The 21,719-nt window shown below is 64.1% G+C and carries 22 protein-coding genes; 9 read left to right on the forward strand and 13 right to left on the reverse strand.

Annotation, left to right across the window (positions count from 1 at the left end; all coding sequences use genetic code 11):
* Positions 1-21: 21 nt before the first annotated feature.
* Positions 22-855 (forward strand): ABC transporter permease, encoded by an 834-nt coding sequence (locus FB597_RS12680; protein WP_141913431.1) that lies wholly within the window; start codon positions 22-24, stop codon positions 853-855.
* A 19-nt stretch (positions 856-874) separates the two neighbouring features.
* Positions 875-2,335, forward strand: coding sequence for an NADP-dependent succinate-semialdehyde dehydrogenase (gabD, locus tag FB597_RS12685; protein WP_144769740.1), 1,461 nt, complete (start codon positions 875-877; stop codon positions 2,333-2,335).
* An 81-nt stretch (positions 2,336-2,416) separates the two neighbouring features.
* Here the strand turns inward: gabD and FB597_RS12690 are convergent, their stop codons facing one another.
* The 3 genes from FB597_RS12690 to FB597_RS12700 all read right to left on the reverse strand — a co-directional run bounded on the left by FB597_RS12690 (position 2,417) and on the right by FB597_RS12700 (position 4,740).
* Positions 2,417-3,013: a GNAT family N-acetyltransferase gene (locus FB597_RS12690; RefSeq protein ID WP_144769741.1), complete on the reverse strand. Its 597-nt coding sequence runs from the start codon at positions 3,011-3,013 to the stop codon at positions 2,417-2,419.
* Positions 3,014-3,136: 123 nt separating this feature from the next.
* A complete protein-coding gene (locus tag FB597_RS12695; protein ID WP_141913434.1) occupies positions 3,137-4,219 on the reverse strand; it encodes an alpha/beta fold hydrolase in 1,083 nt (360 codons plus the stop codon).
* A gap of 104 nt (positions 4,220-4,323) precedes the next feature.
* Complete coding sequence (locus FB597_RS12700) at positions 4,324-4,740, reverse strand: PaaI family thioesterase (protein WP_144769742.1); 417 nt, start codon at positions 4,738-4,740, stop codon at positions 4,324-4,326.
* Between the two features lie 203 nt (positions 4,741-4,943).
* Between FB597_RS12700 and FB597_RS12705 the strand changes: the two genes are divergently transcribed.
* Positions 4,944-5,159, forward strand: a complete 216-nt coding sequence (locus FB597_RS12705) for a glycine zipper 2TM domain-containing protein (RefSeq protein WP_141913436.1) — start codon at positions 4,944-4,946, stop codon at positions 5,157-5,159.
* Between the two features lie 148 nt (positions 5,160-5,307).
* A complete protein-coding gene (locus FB597_RS12710) occupies positions 5,308-5,865 on the forward strand; it encodes a phosphonate degradation HD-domain oxygenase (protein ID WP_144769743.1) in 558 nt (185 codons plus the stop codon).
* A 28-nt stretch (positions 5,866-5,893) separates the two neighbouring features.
* On the opposite strand, the gene FB597_RS12715 is transcribed toward FB597_RS12710, so the two are convergent.
* Positions 5,894-6,964 (reverse strand): MBL fold metallo-hydrolase, encoded by a 1,071-nt coding sequence (locus FB597_RS12715; protein WP_144769744.1) that lies wholly within the window; start codon positions 6,962-6,964, stop codon positions 5,894-5,896.
* Between the two features lie 270 nt (positions 6,965-7,234).
* Between FB597_RS12715 and FB597_RS12720 the strand changes: the two genes are divergently transcribed.
* The 4 genes from FB597_RS12720 (at position 7,235) to FB597_RS12735 (ending at position 10,929) form a co-directional block, all read left to right on the forward strand.
* Positions 7,235-8,026 carry a phytanoyl-CoA dioxygenase family protein gene (locus FB597_RS12720; RefSeq protein WP_141913439.1) on the forward strand — a complete coding sequence of 264 codons (792 nt, stop codon included), beginning with the start codon at positions 7,235-7,237 and terminating at the stop codon, positions 8,024-8,026.
* A gap of 268 nt (positions 8,027-8,294) precedes the next feature.
* Positions 8,295-9,320, forward strand: a complete 1,026-nt coding sequence (locus FB597_RS12725; RefSeq protein WP_144769745.1) for a TRAP transporter substrate-binding protein — start codon at positions 8,295-8,297, stop codon at positions 9,318-9,320.
* Positions 9,321-9,475: 155 nt separating this feature from the next.
* Positions 9,476-10,192: an MgtC/SapB family protein gene (locus FB597_RS12730; RefSeq protein WP_144769746.1), complete on the forward strand. Its 717-nt coding sequence runs from the start codon at positions 9,476-9,478 to the stop codon at positions 10,190-10,192.
* A 113-nt stretch (positions 10,193-10,305) separates the two neighbouring features.
* Positions 10,306-10,929, forward strand: coding sequence for a LysE family translocator (locus FB597_RS12735; protein ID WP_141914177.1), 624 nt, complete (start codon positions 10,306-10,308; stop codon positions 10,927-10,929).
* A 27-nt stretch (positions 10,930-10,956) separates the two neighbouring features.
* On the opposite strand, the gene FB597_RS12740 is transcribed toward FB597_RS12735, so the two are convergent.
* The 7 genes from FB597_RS12740 to FB597_RS12770 form a co-directional block, all read right to left on the reverse strand.
* Complete coding sequence (locus FB597_RS12740; RefSeq protein ID WP_141913442.1) at positions 10,957-11,832, reverse strand: amidohydrolase; 876 nt, start codon at positions 11,830-11,832, stop codon at positions 10,957-10,959.
* An 89-nt stretch (positions 11,833-11,921) separates the two neighbouring features.
* On the reverse strand, positions 11,922-12,860 hold the full coding sequence (locus FB597_RS12745; RefSeq protein ID WP_144769747.1) for an ABC transporter substrate-binding protein: 939 nt from the start codon (positions 12,858-12,860) through the stop codon (positions 11,922-11,924).
* A 90-nt stretch (positions 12,861-12,950) separates the two neighbouring features.
* Complete coding sequence (locus tag FB597_RS12750; protein WP_144769748.1) at positions 12,951-14,000, reverse strand: ABC transporter permease; 1,050 nt, start codon at positions 13,998-14,000, stop codon at positions 12,951-12,953.
* A gap of 21 nt (positions 14,001-14,021) precedes the next feature.
* Entirely contained in the window at positions 14,022-15,575 is a 1,554-nt protein-coding gene (locus tag FB597_RS12755) for a sugar ABC transporter ATP-binding protein (protein ID WP_144769749.1), read from the reverse strand.
* Between the two features lie 160 nt (positions 15,576-15,735).
* A complete protein-coding gene (locus tag FB597_RS12760) occupies positions 15,736-16,083 on the reverse strand; it encodes an L-rhamnose mutarotase (RefSeq protein WP_141913446.1) in 348 nt (115 codons plus the stop codon).
* A 7-nt stretch (positions 16,084-16,090) separates the two neighbouring features.
* Entirely contained in the window at positions 16,091-16,867 is a 777-nt protein-coding gene (locus FB597_RS12765) for an SDR family oxidoreductase (protein ID WP_141913447.1), read from the reverse strand.
* A 64-nt stretch (positions 16,868-16,931) separates the two neighbouring features.
* The gene (locus FB597_RS12770) at positions 16,932-18,209 is read right to left on the reverse strand and encodes an L-fuconate dehydratase (RefSeq protein ID WP_144769750.1); all 1,278 of its coding nucleotides are present in this window, start codon (positions 18,207-18,209) and stop codon (positions 16,932-16,934) included.
* A 292-nt stretch (positions 18,210-18,501) separates the two neighbouring features.
* Here FB597_RS12770 and FB597_RS12775 point away from each other — a divergent pair, with 292 nt between their 5' ends.
* The gene (locus FB597_RS12775; RefSeq protein ID WP_144769751.1) at positions 18,502-19,359 is read left to right on the forward strand and encodes an IclR family transcriptional regulator; all 858 of its coding nucleotides are present in this window, start codon (positions 18,502-18,504) and stop codon (positions 19,357-19,359) included.
* A 26-nt stretch (positions 19,360-19,385) separates the two neighbouring features.
* Here the strand turns inward: FB597_RS12775 and FB597_RS12780 are convergent, their stop codons facing one another.
* Positions 19,386-20,267, reverse strand: a complete 882-nt coding sequence (locus FB597_RS12780) for an SMP-30/gluconolactonase/LRE family protein (protein WP_144769752.1) — start codon at positions 20,265-20,267, stop codon at positions 19,386-19,388.
* A 164-nt stretch (positions 20,268-20,431) separates the two neighbouring features.
* Positions 20,432-21,577, reverse strand: a complete 1,146-nt coding sequence (locus FB597_RS12785) for a porin (RefSeq protein WP_141913451.1) — start codon at positions 21,575-21,577, stop codon at positions 20,432-20,434.
* Positions 21,578-21,719 lie beyond the last annotated feature (142 nt).

Genomic DNA, 21,719 nt, shown 5'->3' on the forward strand with positions numbered 1-21,719 from the left:
CCGGCCAATACAGGAACCGCCATGAACAAACCGCCTCTCTTCCCGCCCTACGTCTCGCTGGCCGAGCGCCTGTGGTTCTTCGTCTCGCGCAGCTTCAACCTGCTGGTGCTGCTGTTTCTGGTCTTGCCGATCCTGGTGATGATCCCGCTGTCGTTTTCCGACAGCAGCTTCCTGATGTATCCGATCAAGGGAGTGTCGCTGCGCTGGTACCAGAACCTGTTCGCCTCCGATGACTGGATGCGCGCGGCGCAAAACAGTTTCATCGTGGCCCCCGCCGCCACGGCGATCGCCACCGTGCTCGGCACGCTGGCGGCGGTCGGCCTGAACAAGGCCGACTTTCGCGGCAAGGGCGTGCTGATGGCGGTGCTGATCTCGCCCATGATCGTGCCGGTGGTGGTGGTCGGCGTGGGCGTGTACATGTTCTTCGCGCGCATCGGCCTGTCCGACAGCTACCTCGGCCTGATCCTGGCGCACGCGGCGCTGGGCGCACCGTTCGTGGTCACCACCGTGCTGGCCACGCTGCAGGGGTTCAACCACAACCTGGTGCGCGCCAGCTTGAGCCTGGGGGCCGGCCCCTTGCGCACCTTCTTCCGCGTCACGCTGCCGGTGATCGCACCGGGGCTGATCTCGGGCGCGCTGTTCGCCTTCGCCACCTCCTTCGATGAAGTGGTGCTCACGCTGTTCGTGGCCGGCCCCAACCAGGCCACGCTGCCGCGCCAGATGTTCGCCGGCATCAAGGACAACATCAGCCCGACCATCGCCGCGCTGGCGACCATCCTGATCATCTTCTCGACCTGCCTGCTGCTGGCGCTGGAATGGCTGCGCGGACGCAACAAGGCGGCCGCGCGCTTCTGACTTATCCGAGGAAACCATCATGCCGCAACTACAACTGAAAGACCCTTCCCTGCTGCGCCAGCAAGCCTACGTCAACGGCCAATGGCGCGATGCCGACGACGGCGCAACCCTGGATGTGTTCAACCCCGCCAACGGCGAACGCCTGGGAAAGGTGCCGCAGATGGGCGCGGCCGAGACGCGGCGCGCCATCGAGGCCGCCAACGCCGCCTGGCCGGCCTGGAAAAAGAAGACCGCCAGGGAACGCAGCGCCATCCTGCGCCGCTGGCACGAGCTGATGCTGGCCAACGCCGACGACCTGGCACTGATCATGACCGCCGAACAAGGCAAGCCGCTGGCCGAGGCCAAGGGCGAGATCGGCTACGCCGCCTCCTTCATCGAATGGTTCGCCGAGGAAGGCAAGCGCACTTATGGCGACACCATCCCCTCGCCCTCGCCGTCCAGCCGCATCGTGGTGGTCAAGGAAGCCATCGGCGTATGCGCGGCCATCACGCCGTGGAATTTCCCGGCCGCGATGATCACGCGCAAGGCAGGCCCGGCGCTGGCCGCCGGCTGCCCGATGGTATTGAAGCCGGCCGAGGCCACGCCGTTCTCGGCGTTGGCGCTGGCGGTACTGGCCGAACGCGCCGGCATCCCGGCCGGCGTCTTCAGCGTCGTGACCGGTTCGCCCCAGGCCATCGGCGGCGAGATGACGTCCAACCCCATCGTGCGCAAGCTGTCCTTCACCGGCTCGACCGCCGTGGGCAAGCTGCTGATGCAGCAATGCGCTGCCAGCATCAAGAAACTGTCGCTGGAACTGGGCGGAAACGCCCCCTTCATCGTCTTCGACGATGCCGACCTGGATGCCGCGGTCGAAGGCGCGATCGCCTCCAAGTATCGCAACGCCGGCCAGACCTGCGTGTGCGCCAACCGCATCTACGTGCAGGACGGCGTCTACGACGCCTTCGCCGCCAAACTGGTAGCGGCGGTGCAAAAGCTGGAAGTAGGCGACGGCATGGACCAGAACACCACGCAAGGGCCGCTCATCAATGAGCAGGCGGTGCAAAAGGTCGAGCAACATGTGGCCGACGCCGTGGCCAAGGGCGCTCGCGTGCTGCTGGGCGGCAAGCGGCATGCGCTGGGCCACGGCTTCTTCGAACCCACCGTTCTGGCCGACGTGACGCCGGCCATGCGCGTGGCGCGCGAGGAAACCTTCGGGCCGATGGCGCCGCTGTTCCGTTTCAAGACCGACGAAGAAGCCTTGGCGCTGGCCAACGATACCGAATTCGGCCTGGCCAGCTATTTCTACTCGCGCGACATCGGCCGCATCTGGCGCGTGGCCGAAGGCCTGGAGAGCGGCATGGTTGGCATCAACACCGGCCTGATCTCCAACGAGGTGGCGCCCTTCGGGGGCGTCAAGCAGTCCGGCCTGGGGCGCGAGGGTTCGCACTATGGCATCGACGACTACCTGGTCGTCAAGTACCTGTGCATGGGCGGCATCTGAACCGAGGCTGACGCGCCTGCCGGATCCCGGCTTGCATGGAGGAGACGGCGGGTGCGGCAACGTTGGCAAGCCCGGGAAGATCTATCCGCGCCCCATCTTTTCCAGCAGCCGCGCCTTCACTTCCGGCCATTCGTCATCGATGATGGAAAAGCGCACCGAGTTGCGCTTGCGGCCATCCGGCATGATGCGCTCGTGGCGCACGATGCCTTCCTGTTTGGCACCGATGCGCAGGATGGCCGCGCGTGAGCGATCGTTAAGCTCATCGGTGGTGAACTGCACGCGCACGCAGGCCATCGCTTCGAAGGCCTGCCGCAGCAGCAGGTACTTGGCTTCGGTATTGGCGCCGCTGCGCTGGAAGGATTGCGCCAGCCAGGTATGGCCGATCTCCAGCTTGCGGTTGGCGGCGTCCATCTTCCAGAAACGCGTGGCGCCGATGGCTTTCCCGCCCGCGCGCAGGGCAATGACGAAAGGCATGACGGTGCCGGCCATGCGCCCTGCCAGCGCGGTGGCGAGGTACTGGTCGATGGTCTGCTCGCCGGGCACCACCGTCAGCGTCATGTTCCACAGTTCGCCGTCGGCGGCGGCATCGAGCAAGGCCTGGCGATGCCCGGCCTCCAGCGGCTGCAGTTCAATAAGGGCGCCGGTGAGCATCGGCTGCGGCGACAGGAAAGCGGGCATGCGGCTCCGGGAGCAAGTTGGGATGGGACGGCCATGATGCCGCACCGCGCATCCGCGCGCGATGAACAGATGCGCGCAAATCCCCGCGCAACAGATGCAGAGGGATGCCCTCCCCCGCCCCGCTCAGCGTGCCGGCAGTCCCTTGATGAACTCATCCAGCTGGCGCGCATAGAAGCGCGCCATGCCGGTGGTGCCGTGGCCGCGCGTCTGCACGCTGGCCGGGATCAGCAGCAGTTGGGCATTGGGCATGCCCTTCAACACATCCTGCAAGAGGCCGGTTTCCGGCGGGTTGCGTTCATCGTCGGCGGAGTTGATCGCCAGCAGCGGCACCTTGATCTTCGGCAAACCCGGCATGGCGTTGTAGTCGGCCGAGGAGCCCCACTGGTAGATGAAGTCGTTGGCGTCGGCCGTCACCGGTGCGGCCAGGCGCTCATCGACCAGCTTGTCGGCCTGGGCACGGGTGCCGGCGATCTGCTGGTACGCCAGCGTGCCGCCGTTGGTGGCGACCACGAACATGCTGTTGGCCAGGCGCAGCGAAGGCGGCTGCACGGTGTAGTTGCCGTTGTTCCAGGCCGGATCCTGCCTGATCGATTCGACCAGCAGGCGCCGCATCATCCAGTTGCGGCTGGACATTTCGGTGGGTTGCGACGCCATCGGCACCAGCGCGTCGGCGAAACCGGGATACGTGCCGCCCCACAGCCAGGTCTGCATGCCGCCCATGGAATTGCCGATGATCAGGCGCAGGCGCCGGATGCCCAGCCCTTCGGTCAGCATGCGGTATTGGGCCAGCACCATGTCGGCATAGTTGTACTGCGGGAAAGCGGCGCGCAAGCCGTCCGAGGGCTTGGTCGACTTGCCCACGCCGATGCCGTCCGGGATCACGATGAAGTATTTGCTGGCGTCCAGCGGCTGGCCGGGGCCGAACAGCTCGCCGCCGAAATCCTTGCCCAGCATGGCGCCGGCGGTCTGGTAGGTGCCGTGCAGCACCAGCACCGCCGGGTTGCCGGGGTTGCCGATGGTGACGTAATGCAGGCGCAGGTTGTCCAGCGACTGGCCGTTATGGAAGACGAAGCTCGGCGCGACCCAGTCGCCCTCCACCGGCGCCGGATGGCCGGCCGCGCCCGCCGGCGACGATGCGCACAGGCCGATGGCCGCAGAGGACAACAACATGCCGGCAAAACGCCGGCTGCAGGAAAACAGGTTCATTGGGTTCCTTGTAGGAAGACTGCGTTGCGGAAAGCGTCATCCTAACCGCGCTCCCCTGGCAGCGCAAAACCGCACCGCAACATCAGGCGCCAATGCGTCCCGCTTCAGGCGGGCACATGGGCCATGGTGGCCTGCATCAGTGCGACCACCTTGCTGCCGCCCGCGGTGAACGCATGGACTTCGCCGCTGCAAACCGCCAGCGACCTGCCCGAATTCTGCACGCGACCGATCGCCAGGAAGCGCTCGCCAATGGCCGGACGCATGAGGTTGATCTTGAATTCGACGGTGACCACTTCGCAACCGGCCGGCGCCCTGGTCAAGGCGGCATAGCCGCAGGCGCTGTCGACGATGCTGGTGGTCGCGCCGGCATGCAGGTAGCCGTGCTGCTGCGTCAGGTGCGCGGAAAAAGGCAGGGCGATATGCACCTCCCCGTCGGCCACCGACACCAGCTCGGCCCCCAGCGTCTGCATCAGGCCCTGGGCATTGAAACTGGCGGTGATCCGCTCTTGCATACTGTTCATCTGGATGGTCTCCCTGTATGTTTTGGTGTGGCTGGCCGCCTGGCGGCGCCCGAGATGTAACAACTGTAAGAGATCGCTTACAAAATCTTGCAACCGGAAACCGTGTGCCATGTAACTATCTGCAGCATCTCCCCTTGGCATCGGGGTCGCCCGGCCCACCGGGCACTACCGAAGAATTTCACCACTTCAAGAAAAACGTCATCATGAAAACAATCCATAAAATGACCGTCATCTCCGTCACCATCTGCGCGCTGGCCGTATTGAGCGGTTGCAGCAACATGTCGCGGCGAGACAAGAATACCGCCGTCGGCGCCGGCGTCGGCGCGGTGGCCGGCGCCATCCTGACCGGCGGCAGCGGCATCGGCACGGCCGGCGGCGCTGCCGTGGGCGGAGTGATCGGCCACCAGATCGGCAGGTAATCCCTCCCGGGCCGACCTGATGCCCGGACAAGCCGCTTCACCAAACCGTCATATTTCCCGGCCATACTTGCATGCCTGAATCTAACCGGGCGGCGCCGTCACTGGCGCCGCCCGGTTTTCCTGTCGCATCGCAACAAGGCTGGCATCCATGGCATTGACTCTTGAAGACATCGGCCTGCTGTTTCAGCAACATGGCCACACGCAATACACCGGCGAACCCGTCACGCAACTGCAACACGCGCTGCAAACCGCCGCCCTGGCGGAACGGGAAGGCGCATCGCCCAGCCTGATCGTGGCCAGCCTGCTGCACGACCTGGGCCATATGTTGGAAGACAATGGTGCCACGCCAACCATGGCCGGCATCGACGACCTGCACCAGTACCGCATCCTCCCCTTCCTGCGCCAGTTGTTCGACGAAGACGTGCTGGCGCCCATCCGCCTGCACGTCGATGCCAAGCGCTACCTGTGCGCGGTCGATCCGGCCTACTTCTCCACCCTGTCCGAGGATTCGGTGCGCAGCCTGCAGCTGCAAGGCGGCATCTTCGATGACGACGGGGTTCGGGATTTCATCGCCCGGCCCCATGCGGCCGATGCCGTCAGGTTGCGGCGCTGGGACGACCTGGCCAAGGAGGCCGGATGCGCCACGCCCGATTACGCGCACTTCTCGGCTTATTTCACCCACTGCCTGCGGACATCCGCGACCTGATCCCGGCCGCGGGAAATGCCCGCGCGCCTCATTGCTTCTCTGACACGCACTCCACCGGCAAGGCCTCGGCATGCCATTGCAGCATGCCGCCGGCCAGGTTGGCCACCTTGCCGAAACCGGCCTTGCCCAGCATCGTGCAGGCTTGCGCCGAACGAACGCCCGAGCGGCATACCGCCACCACCGGCCGTTCACGATCCAGCTCCGCCAGCCGTTGCGGCAATTGCGACAAGGGCAGCAGCCGCGCACCCGGCAAGTGACCCAGCCGGTCGATGAATTCCGACTCCTCGCGCACGTCCACGATCTGCACGGCTGATGCATGTTCCAGCAGCGCCATCGGCGCGATTTCCCAGATGCCGCTGAAACGCAAGGTCAGCGGCGCCCAATCGGGCATGTCCAGCGGCGGCGCATCGCCCTCGGGACGGCCGCAGCGCAGGTTGGCGGGCACCGCCTGCGCCATCAGCTTGGGATGCGGGAGGTTCAGGTTGCTCATGTAACCGACGAAGTCGCCGACATCCACCCCGCCGCCCAGGCGGGGATTGAACAGGCGCTCTTCGGCCACGCTGGTGACGGTGACGCCGCGATAGTCGTGCGCCGGGTACAGCAGGCAGGCATCGGGCAAGCTCAGGATCTGCTCCCGCACCGAGGCGAACAGCTGGCGCGGGTCGCCCTGCTGGAAGTCGGTGCGCCCGCAGCCGCGGATCAGCAGGCTGTCGCCGGTGAAGGCCATGCTGCGGTCGTCCAGCACATACGTCAGGCAACCGTTGGTGTGGCCGGGCGTGGCGCGCACGTCCAGATGGCGTGCGCCGAAGGCGATGCGGTCGCCATGCCTGAGCGGGCGGTCCGCCAGCTCGGCGCCGGCGGCCTGCGCCACGGCAATGGCGCTGCCGCAACGTTGGCGCAGGCGCCAGGCGCCGGTGACGTGGTCGGCATGCACATGGGTATCGAGCGTGGCCAGCAGGCGCAAGCCAAGCTCGTCCAGCAACGCCAGATCGCGCGGGACCTGCTCATAGACCGGGTCGATCAGCAGCGCCTCGCCGCCATCGCCGAGCAGGTAGGTGTAGGTGGACGAGGCGGCGTCGAACAATTGGCGAAAGATCATGGTCGGGAACGTGGAACGCAAAACAGAAAAGGAGCGCCGCGCCTGTGGATATGCAGATACGCCGCGCCGCAATTTTTCCATCATATCAAACCGCTCATGCAACCAGTCCTCCGCCCCCCCAGAACCATCCCGGGCAGCGATGGCGGCCTCATCCGCAACGGCTGCATTTTGTGTTTGACAAAGCTGCATTTACGTCGCATTCTGTATACAGAACACGATAAAACCAACAATATCCCAACCGCAATCCAACCCACAACCGAGGAGACAAGCATGCAACTCACCCCCCAGCAGCTCAAGGATTTCGATGAACTGGGCTACCTGTTCCTGCCCGAATGCTTCAACGCCGACGAAATCGCGCTGTTGAAACAGGAAGCCGCCAACGTGCTGGCGCAGCAGCGCCCCGAGATCTGGCGCGAAAAGAACGGCGCGCCGCGCACCGCCTTCGCCGCCCACACCTATAACGATGCCTGCAACATCCTGGCTTCGCACCCGCGCCTGGTAAAGCCGCTGCAACAGCTGTTCGGCGAAGACGTCTACGTGCACCAGTTCAAGATCAACGCCAAGGCAGCCTTCACCGGCGAGGTCTGGCAATGGCACCAGGACTTCCCCACCTGGCATGCCGACGACGGCATGCCGGAAGCGCGCGCGATGAACATCGCCGTGTTCCTGGATGAAGTGATGCCGATCAACGGCCCGCTGATGCTGGTGCCGCGCAGCCACAAATCGGGCGCGCTCAAGTCCGAGCACGACCTGGAAACCACCTCGTATCCGCTGTGGACGCTGGACCAGCCCACCGTTACCGAGCTGGTGGAAAAGAACGGCATCGTCACCCCCACCGGCCGCGCCGGCGGCGTGCTGATGTTCCACGCCAACCTAGTGCACGGCTCGGCCGGCAACATCACGCCTTACCCGCGCCGCATCGTCTACCTGACGCTCAATGCGGTCTCCAATGCGATCCGCAAGCCGACCCGCCCGGAATTCATCGCGCATCAGGACTTCACCCCGGTCAAGCCCACCGCCGACGACGCGCTGTCCCGCTACATCGGCCAGAAGGCGGCGTAAGCCATAAGCCTTTTGGGTTTCCCTGTTTCCATCCGCCGGCGCGCAATGCGTCGCGCGGATGGGCAAACGCATCGCCGCATCCGCGTCGGAAACAAACGCGGAAACCGGCATGGCGATGCGCGTAATCGACAATTGATTGGCAATTGATCGGCAATCGGATTGGCAACACCGCAACGCGCTTGACCCGTCGCATCCAGCCCTACCTGCATCTCGTAGCCACCCGGCCGTGTCGCCTGCGGCCGCATATAAAAAGCCAACGGAGACACCCATGAACCACTTCAACTCGCGCCGCGACTTCCTCAAGACCGCCTCGGCGGCGTCGCTCGCCCTTGCCGCCGGCAGCTGGTCGCAGCGCGCCAACGCTGCCGAATTCGTCCTCAAATACGCCAACAACCTGGCCATGACGCACCCGATGAATATCCGGGCCGCTGAAATGGCCAAGGCGATTTCCGAGCAATCCAAGGGCCGCATCGAACTGCAGATCTATCCCAACAACCAGCTCGGCGGCGACACCGACATGCTGGCGCAGGTGCGCTCGGGCGCCATCGACATGTTCACCCTGTCCTCGCTGACGCTGGGCACGCTGGTGCCGGTGGCGCAGATTTCCGGCATGGGCTTCGCCTTCAAGGATTACGACACGGTCTGGGCCGCGCTGGACGGCGACCTCGGCGCCCACATGCGGCAAGAGATCCAGGGCAAGTCGACCCTGTTCGCCTTCGAGAAGATCTGGGACAACGGCTACCGCCAGATCACCAATAATGCCAAGCCCATCCGCAATCCGGACGACCTCAAGGGCATGAAGCTGCGGGTGCCGCCCAGCCCATTGTGGACTTCGATGTTCAAGGCGCTGGGCGTGTCGCCCACCAGCATCAATTTCGCCGAGGTCTATTCGGCGCTGCAGACCGGCATCGTGCAGGGCCAGGAGAATCCGCTGGCGATCATCTACACCGGCAAGCTCTACGAAGTGCAGAAATACTGCTCGCTGACCAACCACATGTGGGACGGCTTCTGGATGCTGGGCAACAAGAAATCCTTCGAGCGCCTGCCCAGGGACTTGCAGGAAATCGTCCGCGCCAACGTCAACGCCGCCGGCGTGAAGCAGCGTGAAGACGTACGCAAGCTCAACGAATCGCTGGCCGGTGAACTCAAGGCCAGGGGCATTCAGCTCAACGATGCCGACCATGAGGCCTTCCACGCCAGGCTGAGGCAGGTCAAGTTCTACGACGAATGGCACAAGAAATTCGGCGACCAGGCCTGGAGCATCCTGGAAAAGTACAGCGGCAAGCTGTCCTGAAGGCGGGTTTCAGGCAGCGGGAACAGGCGCGCGGCAGATTTTTGTCACGCGCCTGTTGCATTTTTGGGGCATCATCGCGCAGCCGCCTAGCGCATTTGCCCGTCATCGCGGCCATCGCAGCGCATCCCATTCACCACATGCAGCCCGGATCGCCCATGGAAATCCTGCACAACATCAATCTCGACTCCCTGCTCGACACCGTCATCAGCCTGACCGCCGCCTTCATCCTGGGCGGGTTGATCGGGCTGGAACGCCAATACCGCCAACGCACCGCCGGCCTGCGCACCAACGTGCTGGTGGCGCTGGGCGCGGCGGTGTTCGTCGACATGGCCAACCGCATAGGCGGCCATGAAGGCGCGGTGCATGTGGTGGCCTATGTGGTGTCGGGAGTGGGCTTTCTCGGCGCGGGCGTGATCATGCGCGAAGAAGGCAATGTGCGCGGCATCAACACCGCGGCCACGCTATGGGGCTCGGCCGCGGTGGGCGCTGCCGCCGGCGCCGACCTGATCCTCGAAGCCATCGTCGCCACCATTTTCGTGCTGGCCGCCAACACGCTGCTGCGCCCGGTGGTCAACACCATCAACCGCAAGCCGCTGGACATGCCGTCGGTGGAAGTCACCAACACCCTGCACCTGATCGTCGACAGCGAGCACCAGAAGCACGTGCTGGCCCAGGTCAACCAGATGCTGGAACAAAGCCGCTACCCGACGCACGACCTGGAAATACGCTCCTTCACCGAAGACGAGGTAGAAATCGAAGCCACGCTGGCCGCCACCTCGGTCGACGGCGACGAGCTGGACGCCCTGGTTGCCCGCCTGCAGGCGCTGCCGGCGGTCAAGCAGGCCTTCTGGAGTCCCAGCACTACCGACTGAAGCGGGTTGCGCGCCATGGCCGGCAGGCTACGCGCGGCGCCGCGATGCGTTATCATCGTGGGCTTGTGCCGCCCTCTCCTGTGCCGCCCTCTCCTGCCATCACCGCCATGCACCTGATCAACTGGTCCGCCGTCCTCGCCGTTTTTTCCGTCTATATCACCGGCGTCATCATTCCCGGCCCCAACTTCGTGGCGGTGCTGCACAAGGCCGCCTCCTCCACCCGTGCGGCGGCGCTGGCGCTGGTGGCCGGCATCGTGCTGGTCAACCTGTTCTGGGCCTCCTGCGCCATCCTGGGCGTGGGCATCGTGTTCGCCGCCTTCCCCTGGGTGGCGTTGATCGTGAAAGTGATCGGCGCGGCTTACCTGCTGTGGTTCGGTTCGCGCCTGATTTCCAGGGCCAGCCACAAGCAACTGGGCGCCGCGGCCGCCGGGATGGCGCAGACCGACGACCTGAAGTCATCCTTCATCCAGGGTTTCCTGACCAATATCGTCAATCCGAAATCGATGGCATTCTTCGCTGCCGTGTTCGCCTCGGCGGCGCCGGCGCATGTGTCGTGGCCGACCTTCGCGGCCATGCTGGGCGTGGTGCTGGTGGTGGCGGGAAGCTGGTACAGCTTCCTGGCGCTGGTGATGTCGCACGGCGGCGTCGCCGCGCGTTACCGCAAGAGTGCGGTATTGGTCGACCGCTGCTGCGGCAGCCTGATCGTGTTCCTGGGGATTCGCCAACTGATCCGCTGACGGGGGATCGTGCCGGGCGCTACCGCTTCAGGCTTCCGCCAGTCCATAGCAATGCGCAGCGGCGCCGCCCCACAACTGCGCCTGCTCGGATGCCGACAAACGCGTCTGCGCCCATTCCCTGACCACTTCCGCCACGCGCGCATAGGATGCCGCCAGCAGGCACACCGGCCAGTCCGAGCCGAACATCAGCCGGTGCGCGCCGAAGACGTCGAGCGCCGTATCCAGGCACAGCACAATGTGTTCGTAATCCTTGGGCCGCAGGCCGCGTATCCAATCCGCCTCGGTCACCAGTCCCGACAATTTGCACGCCACATGCGGCAATGCGCCCAGCGCGCTCAGTTCGCGCCGCCATTGGGCATAGGTATCGTCTCCCTTGCCGAACTCGGCCAAGGCCGGCTTGCCCAGATGATCCAGCACCAGCCAGTGGGCGTCGTGGCGCGCGCAGAATGCCTGGATCGCCGGCAACTGGCGCTGGTACACCAGCACATCGTAGACCAGGCGCTGCCCTTGCAGCCAGGCCACGCCGCGGTTGAAACCGGGCTGTTCGACGAAGGCGGCGACGTCGGCCTCGTCCTGGATCTGGTGGCGAAACCCCAGCAGCTTGTCGCGTCCCCATTGGCCGACATGCTCCGGCAACTGCTCGCTGGCGATATCTTCCCAGCCGACCACGCCGGCGATGCGCGCATCGCGGCGCGCCAATTCCAGCAGGAACCCCGTTTCCTCCCGCCCCGCGCGCGCCTGCACCGCGATCGAGGCATCCAGTCCCTCGGCCATCAGTACCGGATGCAGTTCGGATGGCAGACGGTCTTGCGCCAGCAGCTCCATGCCCCGGCCGATCCACGGATAGTCCTCTGGACGGTAGCGCCAGAAATGCTGGTGGGCGTCGATGCGTTGCGGCTTCATGGTGTCCTTGAAACAAAGGCGGCAAGAAAGAGCAAGAAAGAACAAAAACGGACGCGCCGGATCTTTCCGGCGCGTGCGCCAATGCCCTCTTAGTCGTACAGCACGGCGGCGATCTTGGGATCGTCGATATTGCTCTTGTCGTACCAGTAGAAACCGGTGTCGATAACCTTGGGCAACTTCTCGCCCTTGATCGCCTTGACCGCCGCTTCCACCGTCTTGTAGCCGATGCCCACCGGGTTCTGGGTGATGGCGCCGGCCATCAGGCCTTCGCGGATCGCGTCCTTCTGCTGCTTGCCGGAGTCGTAGCCGATGACGACCAGCTTGCGCTTCATTTCCTTCATGCCATTGACCACGCCGATGGCCGAACCTTCATTGGTGCCGAACATGCCCTTGAGCTTGGGATAGGCCTGCAGGATCGACTTGGTGACTTCGGTCGACTTCAGGTGGTCGCCGCCGCCGTATTGCACGCTGACCACCTTGATCTTCGGATAGGCCGACTTGATGCGCTCGAGGAAGCCGTCGCGGCGGTCGATCGCGGTGCGGCTGGTCTGGTCGTGCGCGACCACGGCCACTTCGCCTTCCTTGCCGATCAGGTCGGCCAGCTTGTCGGCGGCCAGCGCGGCGGCGGCCTTGTTGTCGGTGGTGGCGGTGGTGACCGGGATGTCGCTGTCAACGCCGGAGTCGAACGCCACCACCGGGATCTTGGCGGCCTGCGCCTTCTTCAGCAACGGCAGCGCCGCCTTGCTGTCGAGCGCGGCGAAGCCGACCGCCTGCGGCTTCTTGGCCAGCGCGGCCGACAGCATGTCGATCTGCTTGTCGACCATGGCCTCGGTCTCGGGGCCTTCGAAGGTCACCCTGACCTTGTAGTCCTTGGCCGCCTGGTCGGCGCCCGCCTTCACCGCCTGCCAGAACTGGTGCTGGAAGCCCTTGGAGATCAGGGGGATGTAGGTTTCCTGCGCTTGCGCGCCGGCGGCGCCGAAGGCCAGGGCCAGCCCGAGGGCCGTGCCGAGTAGCTTGCTCTTGATCACGTTGTGTCTCCTTTTGTTATCGATGATGGAGTGCCGGTTTCCCGGCGCGGGTTGAAAGCGTTGAAATAAGCGTTGAAATATCGGATTTCCTCATGCGCGCCGGCGGCGGCGCAGGATATCCAGGTACACCGCCAGGATGATGATCACGCCGGTCACCACCGTCTGCCATTCCTGCGCCACCGACATGATGCGCAGGCCGTTGACCAGCACGCTCATGATGAAGGCGCCGATGATGGTGCCCAGGATGGTGCCGGTGCCGCCCGACAGCGAGGTGCCGCCGATCACCACCGCGGCGATGGCGTCCAGCTCATAGCCCTGGCCCAGCGCCGGCTGCGCCGAATTCAGGCGGGAGGCGATGATCAGGCCGGCGATGCCGCAGATGGCGCCGGAGAAGGTATAGACCGCGACCTTCCAGAAATCGACCTTCACGCCCGACAGGCGCAGCGCCTCCTCGTTGCTGCCCAGGGCGAAGGTATAGCGGCCGAACACGGTCTTGTTGAGGATGATGGAAGAACCGATGGCCACCAGGAACAGGATCAGCACGGCGTTGGGAATCGGCAGCGACGGGATCAGGTCGCCGATCAGCGAATCCTGGGCAATGGCCGAGAATCCCTCGGTATCGTTGAAATAGATCGGGCGCGTGCCGGAGATCACCAGCGACAGGCCCTTCAGCAACATCATCATGCCCAGCGTGGCGATGAAGGGCGGCACCTTCAGCTTGGCGATCACCATGCCCGAGACCCAGCCCGACAAGGCGCCGAAGAACAGCGCGGCGGCGATGCCCAGCGGCAGCGGCATGCCCCAGTTGGTCAGCACCACGCCGGTCATGACGGCGCAGAAGGTCATCATGGTGCCCACCGACAGGTCGATGCCGGAAGTGATGATCACGTAGGTGCAGGCGATCGCCAGCACGCCGTTGACCGCGGTCGATTGCAGGATGCTGACCAGGTTGTCCACTTCCATGAAGTTGGGCGAGGCCACGCTGAAGAAGATGATCAGCAACAGCAGGCTGGCGAAGGCCAGCAGCTTCTGGCGCGCGGCCGGATTGAAGAAGCGTTCGCGCAAACCGGAACGCGCAGCGGACATGTCGGAATTAGCCATGGGGGATACGGAAGAAACGGGATGGATGTGGTTAGCCATGATCGCCTGGGAGCCTGTGGATTATTGGATGACGGCCGATTCGCGCTGGGTGGCCAGTTGCATGATCTTTTCCTGGGTCGCCTCGGCGGCGGACAGCTCGCCGGTGATGCGCCCTTCGCACATGACCAGCACGCGGTGGCTCATGCGCAGCACCTCGGGCAGCTCGGAAGAAATCATCACGATCGCCTTGCCCTGCGCCGCCAGCGCGTCGAGCAGCTTGTAGATCTCGCTCTTGGCGCCGACATCGATACCGCGCGTGGGCTCGTCGAAGAACAGGATGTCGCAGTCGCGCAAGAGCCATTTGGCGATCACGATCTTTTGCTGGTTGCCGCCCGACAGCAGGCGCGCCTGCTGCTCCACCGACGGCGTCTTGATCGCCAACTGCTGCACGTAGCCCTGCGCGGTGTCGCGGATGGCGCGCTGGTCGAGGAACATGCCGCGCCGGGTGAAGCGGCCCATGCTGGACATGGCGATATTGGTTTGCACGTCCATGCCGGTGGCCAGGCCGAAATGCTTGCGGTCTTCCGAGAGATAGCCGATGCCGTGCGCCACCGCATCGGCCGGCGACTTGATCATGGCGCGGCCGCCATGGATGAAGATCTCGCCGGCCTCGAGCGGGTCGGCGCCGAAGATGGCGCGCGCCACCTCGGTGCGGCCGGCGCCCATCAGCCCGGCGAAGCCGAGGATCTCGCCGCGCCGCAGCTTGAAGCCGACATCGCGGATCGCCCGTGCGCGCGACAGGCCGCGCACCTCCAGCACCACCTCGTTGGCCGAGGTGTCGGGCGGCACGCGCTGCGCGCCGTCGAGCTGGCGGCCGACCATCATCGAGATGATGGCGTCCATCGAGGTGCCGGCCATCGGCACGGTAGCGACGTACTTGCCGTCGCGCATGACGGTGACGCGGTCGGCGATCTGGCGCAGCTCGTCCATCTTGTGCGAGATGTAGACGATGCCCACGCCCTGCGCCTGCAGGTCGCGGATGATGCGGAACAGTTCGGCGATCTCGGCGTTGTTGAGCGCCGCGGTCGGCTCGTCCATGATCAGCACGCGCGAATCGAAGGACAGCGCCTTGGCGATTTCCACCATCTGCTGCCGCGCCACGGTGAGCTGGCCGACCGGCGTGCGCGGATCGAGGTCGAGCCGCATGCGCTCGAAGATGGCCGCGGCCTGGCGGTTGAGGCGCTCCTCGTCGATGAACAGGCCCAGGCCCTTCTTCGGCTCGCGCCCGATGAAGATGTTCTGCGCGGCGCTCAGGTGGTTCATCAGGTTCAGTTCCTGATGGATGATGCCGATGCCCAGCGCCTGCGCCGCGCGCGGTTCATCGATCTCGGCCGGACGGCCGTCGACCAGGATTTCGCCGCTGTCCTTCTGGTAGACGCCGCAGAGGATCTTCATCAACGTCGACTTGCCGGCGCCGTTCTCGCCCATCAGCGCGTGGACTTCGCCCGGCACCAGGTCGAACTGGCAATTGTCCAGCGCCAGCACGCCGGGAAAGCGCTTGCTGACATTGCGCAGCGCGATCAGCGGCAGTGGCGACGCTTGCCGGGTATTGTTTGTCTCTGAATGTTCTTGCATGCTCACCTCGGTTGCATAGCGGCTCTTCTGGGTAGCCGTCGATTTTTTATTTCCCTATTCCACGTCTCGTCGTCCTGACGAAGGTCAGGACCCAGCGTCGGTCAGCGGCCGTCGAGGCATGACGACCGCCACTGAGCCCCGGCCTTCGCCGGGACGACGGCTATTGAACGACCTGCGTCGAAAGATCGAAGATCTTTTCCATCGCGATCCACTTCTGCCCTGCCGGCGTCCATGGCGTGGGCGCCTGGAAACGCCACATCAGTTCTTCCCATTCGCGCACCTTCGGGTCGTTCTCCATCGCGGCCGCCATGGCCGCCGCGTCATAGACCGCATCGTCGGTTTCCATCACCATCGCCATGCGCGTTCCCAGCCGGTAGATCTGCATGCCGGTCACGCCGTGATGCCGCAAGTGCCGCGCTATTTCCGGCCAGATGCGGCGATGGTGCTGCTCATACTGCGCAATCAGCGCGGGATCGTCCTTCAAGTCCAGTGCCAGCAGGTATCGCATGGCGGCCTCAGCTCAACGCGCGGTCGAGATGGGTATACCCGCCATCGACGAAAATCCATTGGCCGGTGGTATGCGACGACCGTCCCGACAGCAGGAACACCGCCATGTCGGCCATTTCCTCCGACGTGGTGAAGCGCTTGCCCAGCGGGATCTTGCTGGTGATGGCGTCGAGCTTTTCCTGCGGATGGTCGAAGGTCGCGATCCATTTTTCATACAGCGGCGTCATCACCTCGGCCGGGATCAGCGCGTTCACGCGCACGCCATCGGCCAGCAAGGCCGCCGCCCATTCGCGCGTGAGCGACAGTTGCGCACCCTTGGAAGCGCAATAGCCGCTGGTGTTGCCCTGCCCGGTGACGGCGGTCTTGGACGAGACGTTGACGATGGCGCCGCGCGTGGCCTTGAGATGCGGCACGCAGTAATGCGCCATGGTGTAGTAATGGATCAGGTTGCGCTGCAGGGAGGCGACGAAGGCGTCGTGCCCGGCATCCAGGCCGACGCTGTCGTTGACGCCGGCATTGTTGACCAGGCCGTCCAGCCGGCCGAAGCGCTTGACGGTTTGCGCCACGGCATCGCCACAGGCGGCGTCGTCCTGCAGCTCCAGCCGGAACAGCGCGGCATGCGGCTGCAACTGTTGCAGGCGGCGCCAGAAATCGGCCTCCGGTTCGCTGCGCGCGAACACCACGGGAATGGCGCCCTCGGCCGCCAGTTGCATCGTGATCGCGCCGCCGATGCCGGAAGCGCCGCCGGTCACGATCACCACTTTGTCTTGCAGGTTCAGATCCACTTCTGTCTCCGTTTGCTTTTTATCGGTTCGCTTGCCGGTGGATATGCTTGCCGCCTGTGGCGGCTTATCCGCGGAAGCGGTATTGCTCCAGCGACTCCGGCTTCATCTCGATCGAGAATCCCGGCCGGCTGGGCGGCATGTAGGCCGCGTTCCTGACCACGCAAGGGTCGACGAAATGCTCGTGCAGGTGGTCGACGTATTCGGTCACGCGCCCTTCCTTGCTGCCCGAGATGCAGACATAGTCGATCATCGACAAATGCTGCACGTATTCGCACAGGCCCACGCCGCCGGCGTGCGGACACACCACCAGCTTGTACTTGGCGGCCATCAGCATCACCGCCAGGATTTCGTTGACGCCGCCCAGGCGGCAGGAGTCGATCTGCACCACGTCGATGGCGCCGCGCATGATGAACTGCTTGAACAGCACGCGGTTCTGGCACATCTCGCCGGTGGCGACCTTGACCGCGCCAATGCCTGCGCGAATCTTGCGGTGGCCTTCGACATCGTCCGGGCTGGTCGGCTCTTCGATGAACCAGGGCCGGGCAAAGGCCAGCTGGTTGACCCAGTCGATGGCCTGGTCGACTTCCCACACCTGGTTGGCGTCGATCATCAGCTTGCGCTCCGGCCCCAGCACTTCGCGCGCGATGGTCACGCGACGCTTGTCGTCGGCCAGGTCGCGCCCGACCTTCAGCTTCACATGGTTGAACCCCTGGTCGATGGCCTCCTGGCACAGGCGGCGCAGCTTGGCGTCGTCATAGCCCAGCCAGCCGGCCGAGGTTGTGTAGCAGGGATAACCTTCCTGCTGCAGCGTGCGGATGCGTTCGGCCTTGCCGCCTTCCTGCTCGCGCAGCAGCGCCAGCGCCTCGTCGGGCGTGATGCAGTCGGTCAGGTAACGGAAGTCGATGGCGCGCACCAGTTCTTGCGGCGACATGTCGGCCACCAGTTGCCACAGCGGCTTGCCTTCGGCCTTGGCCCACAGGTCCCACGCGGCGTTGACCACCGCGCCGGTGGCCAGGTGGATCGCGCCCTTGTCCGGGCCGATCCAGCGCAACTGGCTGTCGGAGGTGACGTGGCGCCAGAAGCGACCCATGTCGGCGGCGATCCATTCCAGCTCCAGGCCCACCACCAGGTGTTCCATGGCCCGGATGGCGGCACAGCAGATCTCGTTGCCGCGGCCGATGGTGAAGGTCAGGCCGTGGCCCTTGAGCTGGTCGTTATCGGTATCGAGGATGACGTAGGCGGCGGAATAATCCGGGTCCGGATTCATCGCATCCGAACCGTCCAGCGATTGCGAGGTAGGGAAACGCACGTCGAGGACGCGCATGGCAGTGATCTTGGTCATCGTCAGTCCGTATGGGTTACCGGCGGCAGCCAAATAACTCACAAATAAAATTTGTTTTCATATATGAGTTACAAAGAATACCTGTTATTTTCCCATTGCCGTCGCATCGAACCGATGATGTTTCAATCGCTACCGATATCGAAATGGAGATGTCAACGCGACATCCATCCACAATCAATAAAAAATACTTTTACAAATAAAATTTGATGCCCTATAAAATCTTCTAAAATCTGCGACGGAAAATCATCCGTCCAACCCGCCCGAGACAGGCAATCCAACAGGCCAGGCCGCCATGCCCAGAACCAGAAAAATCACGACGCCGGAATCCGCCGCCGTCCAGACCGCATCGGAGACCGACGACGATGTCGCCGCCGGCGGCGCCAGGAACCGCTATGCGGCGCCCGCGCTGGACAAGGGACTGGACATCCTGGAACTGCTGAGCCGCTCCGAGCAGATGTTGACGCTGAACCAGCTCTCCAGGCAGCTCGGCCGCAGCGTCAATGAAATCTTCCGCATGGTGGTCACGCTGGAGCAGCGCGGCTACCTGATTGCCGACAACGACCACTATCGGCTCTCGCTCAAGCTGTTCGAGCTGGCCCACCACCACCAGCCGATCCGCTCGCTGGTCAGCACCGCCCTGCCGCACATGACCGAACTGGCCAACCGCGCCGTGCAGTCGACCCACCTGACGGTCTACGAGGCCGGCCGCGTGGTAGTGGTGGCCCAGGTCGACAGCCCCGAACGCTGGGCCTTCGGCCTCAAGGTGGGCGCGCTGGTGAGCCTGACCGACACCGCTTCCGGCCATGTGCTGCTGGCCTTCCGCGACGACGCCGAACGCGCCCGCATGCTGGCCGCCCACGTGCGCATGGACGGCGAACAGGAGATCGAACCGGCGCAGCTGATGCGCCAGATCGAAGACACCAGGAAGCGCGGGCATTCGCGCATGGACAGCCGCCAGATCCGCGGCGTGGTCAACCTGTCCTATCCGGTCATGGGCGCCAACAACCGCATGCTGGCGGCGCTGAACGTGCCTTACATCGAACGCATCGACAAGAAGGTCAACCCCAGCCTGGATGAAGTGCAAGGCATCGTGCAGGAAATCTCGGCGCGGCTGTCGCGGCTGATGGGCGACTCCAGCTTCGGCGCCTGACGCGCCGCGCTCCGGCCGCCGCAAGCTCAGCCGCCGAAACGCGCTTCCGGCAAGCCGCGCACATCGGCCAGCGGCACCGTGAACAAGGCCCCGGCCAAGGCATCGTCGGCGCGCTGGCCGGCCGACATGCCCTCATGCGCGGTGGTCACATACAAGCGGTCCAGTTGCGCACCGCCGAAGGCCACGCAGCTCGGCTGCGCGGTCGGCATTTCAACAATGCGGTCGATGCTGCCGTCGGGCGCGAAACGCACCACGCGCGCACCGCCCCATTGCGCATTCCAGACAAAACCGTCGGCATCCACCGTCGATCCATCCGGGCTGCCCGGCTGCGCCGACAGGTCGGCGAACACGCGCTGGTTGGCGACGGCGCCGGTGAGCGTGTCGTAGTCGCAGCACATGATGCGCTTTTGCAGCGTGTCGCAGTGGTACATCAAGCGACCGTCCGGACTGAAGCAGATGCTGTTGGAAATCGCGATGCCCGGCAACGGCAGGCGCTCCAGCACCAGGTCGGTGTTGAGCCGATAGAAGCTGGCGATCGGCGCGCGGCCGGGATCTTCATTGAGCGTGCCGAACACGAAGCGGCCCTGGCGGTCGCAACGACCGTCATTGAGCCGGGTCGTCGGCAAATCGTCCTCGATGCGGCAGATCGGCGCGATCACGCCGGTGAGCAGGTTGAAGAAAGCCAGGCGCGACTCCAGCCCGATCAGCAATTGCTGGGCGTCGGCGGTGAAGGCATAGCAGCACAGCCGCTCCGGCATGCCCCAGCTGCGCGTTGCGCCGCTTTGCGGATGATGGTTCCACAGGCGCGAGGCGTGGATATCTGTCCAGAATACCGATTGCGTGCGTTCGCACCACAACACGCCTTCGCCCAGTTCATGCCGCCCATCGACCACCAGTTGCGCTTTCATCGCCACGTCCTCACATTGCATCATCCACAAGCGCGCCTGCCGGCCTGGCAAACGCGCGCATATCCAATTGTCGCTGCCGACATCGTCATCGTAACAAGCAAAAAAGGGCAGGCTTGCGCCTGCCCTCAAACTACATCAAGACCACCTCAGGAAGGATTGCTACATCAGAACGAATGGGCGATACCGAAGTAACCGCCGGTCTGGCTCAGGCCAGAAACACCGGTATTGCTGCCCCACTCCAGTGCGTGCGAGGCATTGCCGCTATTGCGCACAGTACCCACATCAACGTACAGCATCGTGCGCTTCGACAGGAAATAGTTGATACCCGCCATGTACAGGTTGGCGCTGCCGCCGCCGCCCGACTTGCTGTCTGCTGCACCTGCAGTGCCATTATTGGCATTGACGCGGAAGAAAGCGCCAACCAGCTGGAACTGCGGAGTCACATCGTAATTGGCGCCAATCCAGTAATGGTTGGCACGATCCGGATCGCCAGCGGTAGCATCAGGAGCACGCAGGTTTTCATAACCGACGAACATCTTGAGTTTGTCGAATTTGTAGGTACCGCCCAGGATCAGCTCTTTCGAGTGAGCCCAGACATTGGTGTACTTGCCATTGGCATCGCGCACCACGTCATAGATCGCGCGCAGCTCCAGGCCGTTCTTCTGGTAGGCCAGCGAGATGCCGTCCTTGCGGCCATCGCTGGAACCGCCCGCCGCGGAATTGTCCACGCCTTGGCTAAAGGAACCAGGCTTCTCACCCAGGCTGGTTTGCAAACCCACGGTGAAACCACCGAAGTCGGGGCTCGCGTATTCGATCACGTTGCTGGCGCCTGGCCAGTTGCGTTGATTCACCAGGACGGAAGTGCCGATAGCTTGCTGGCCGGTCGGATCCAGGAACCAGATATCGTTGTTGATGAACAGGTTCTTGCCCAACTTGACCGAGCCGTAGGAACCACCCAAGCCAACGTAGGAACGGCGATTGAACAGCGCTGACGAGCTGGTATCAGTGCCGTTGACGCCGCCCTTGGTCGAATTGAAACCCGACTCGAGCAGGAAGAAGGCATTGTTGCCGCCACCCAGGTCTTCCGTCCCCTTGAAGCCGATCATGCTGGTGCCCCACTGGTTGTTGGCGGCGCTCCACTTGGTGCCCTGGCCATTGGGACCTGCATTAGTCTGAAAATCAACGCCGGCAACAATACGACCATAAATGGTCACGCTGGTCTGTGCTTGCGCCTGCGCCGAAAATGCCCCCAGAAGCGCGAGCGCGCACAGGGTCTTTGCTCCAATAAAGGATGGCTTCACTTGCTTCATGAATAGTCTCCGTGGATATTGCTGTTTAAATTTTTTTCGTCGGTGGGCTTTGGTCGTGCAAGCTCGCACTCTTGACCATCCGAACCTGACTCGATCCTGACAGTCTTCCAACTTTTTGTTTATGGTGCTGCCCGACCTTCTC

The sequence above is a fragment of the Herbaspirillum sp. SJZ099 genome, assembly GCF_007828355.1.
Classification (GTDB): domain Bacteria; phylum Pseudomonadota; class Gammaproteobacteria; order Burkholderiales; family Burkholderiaceae_D; genus Herbaspirillum.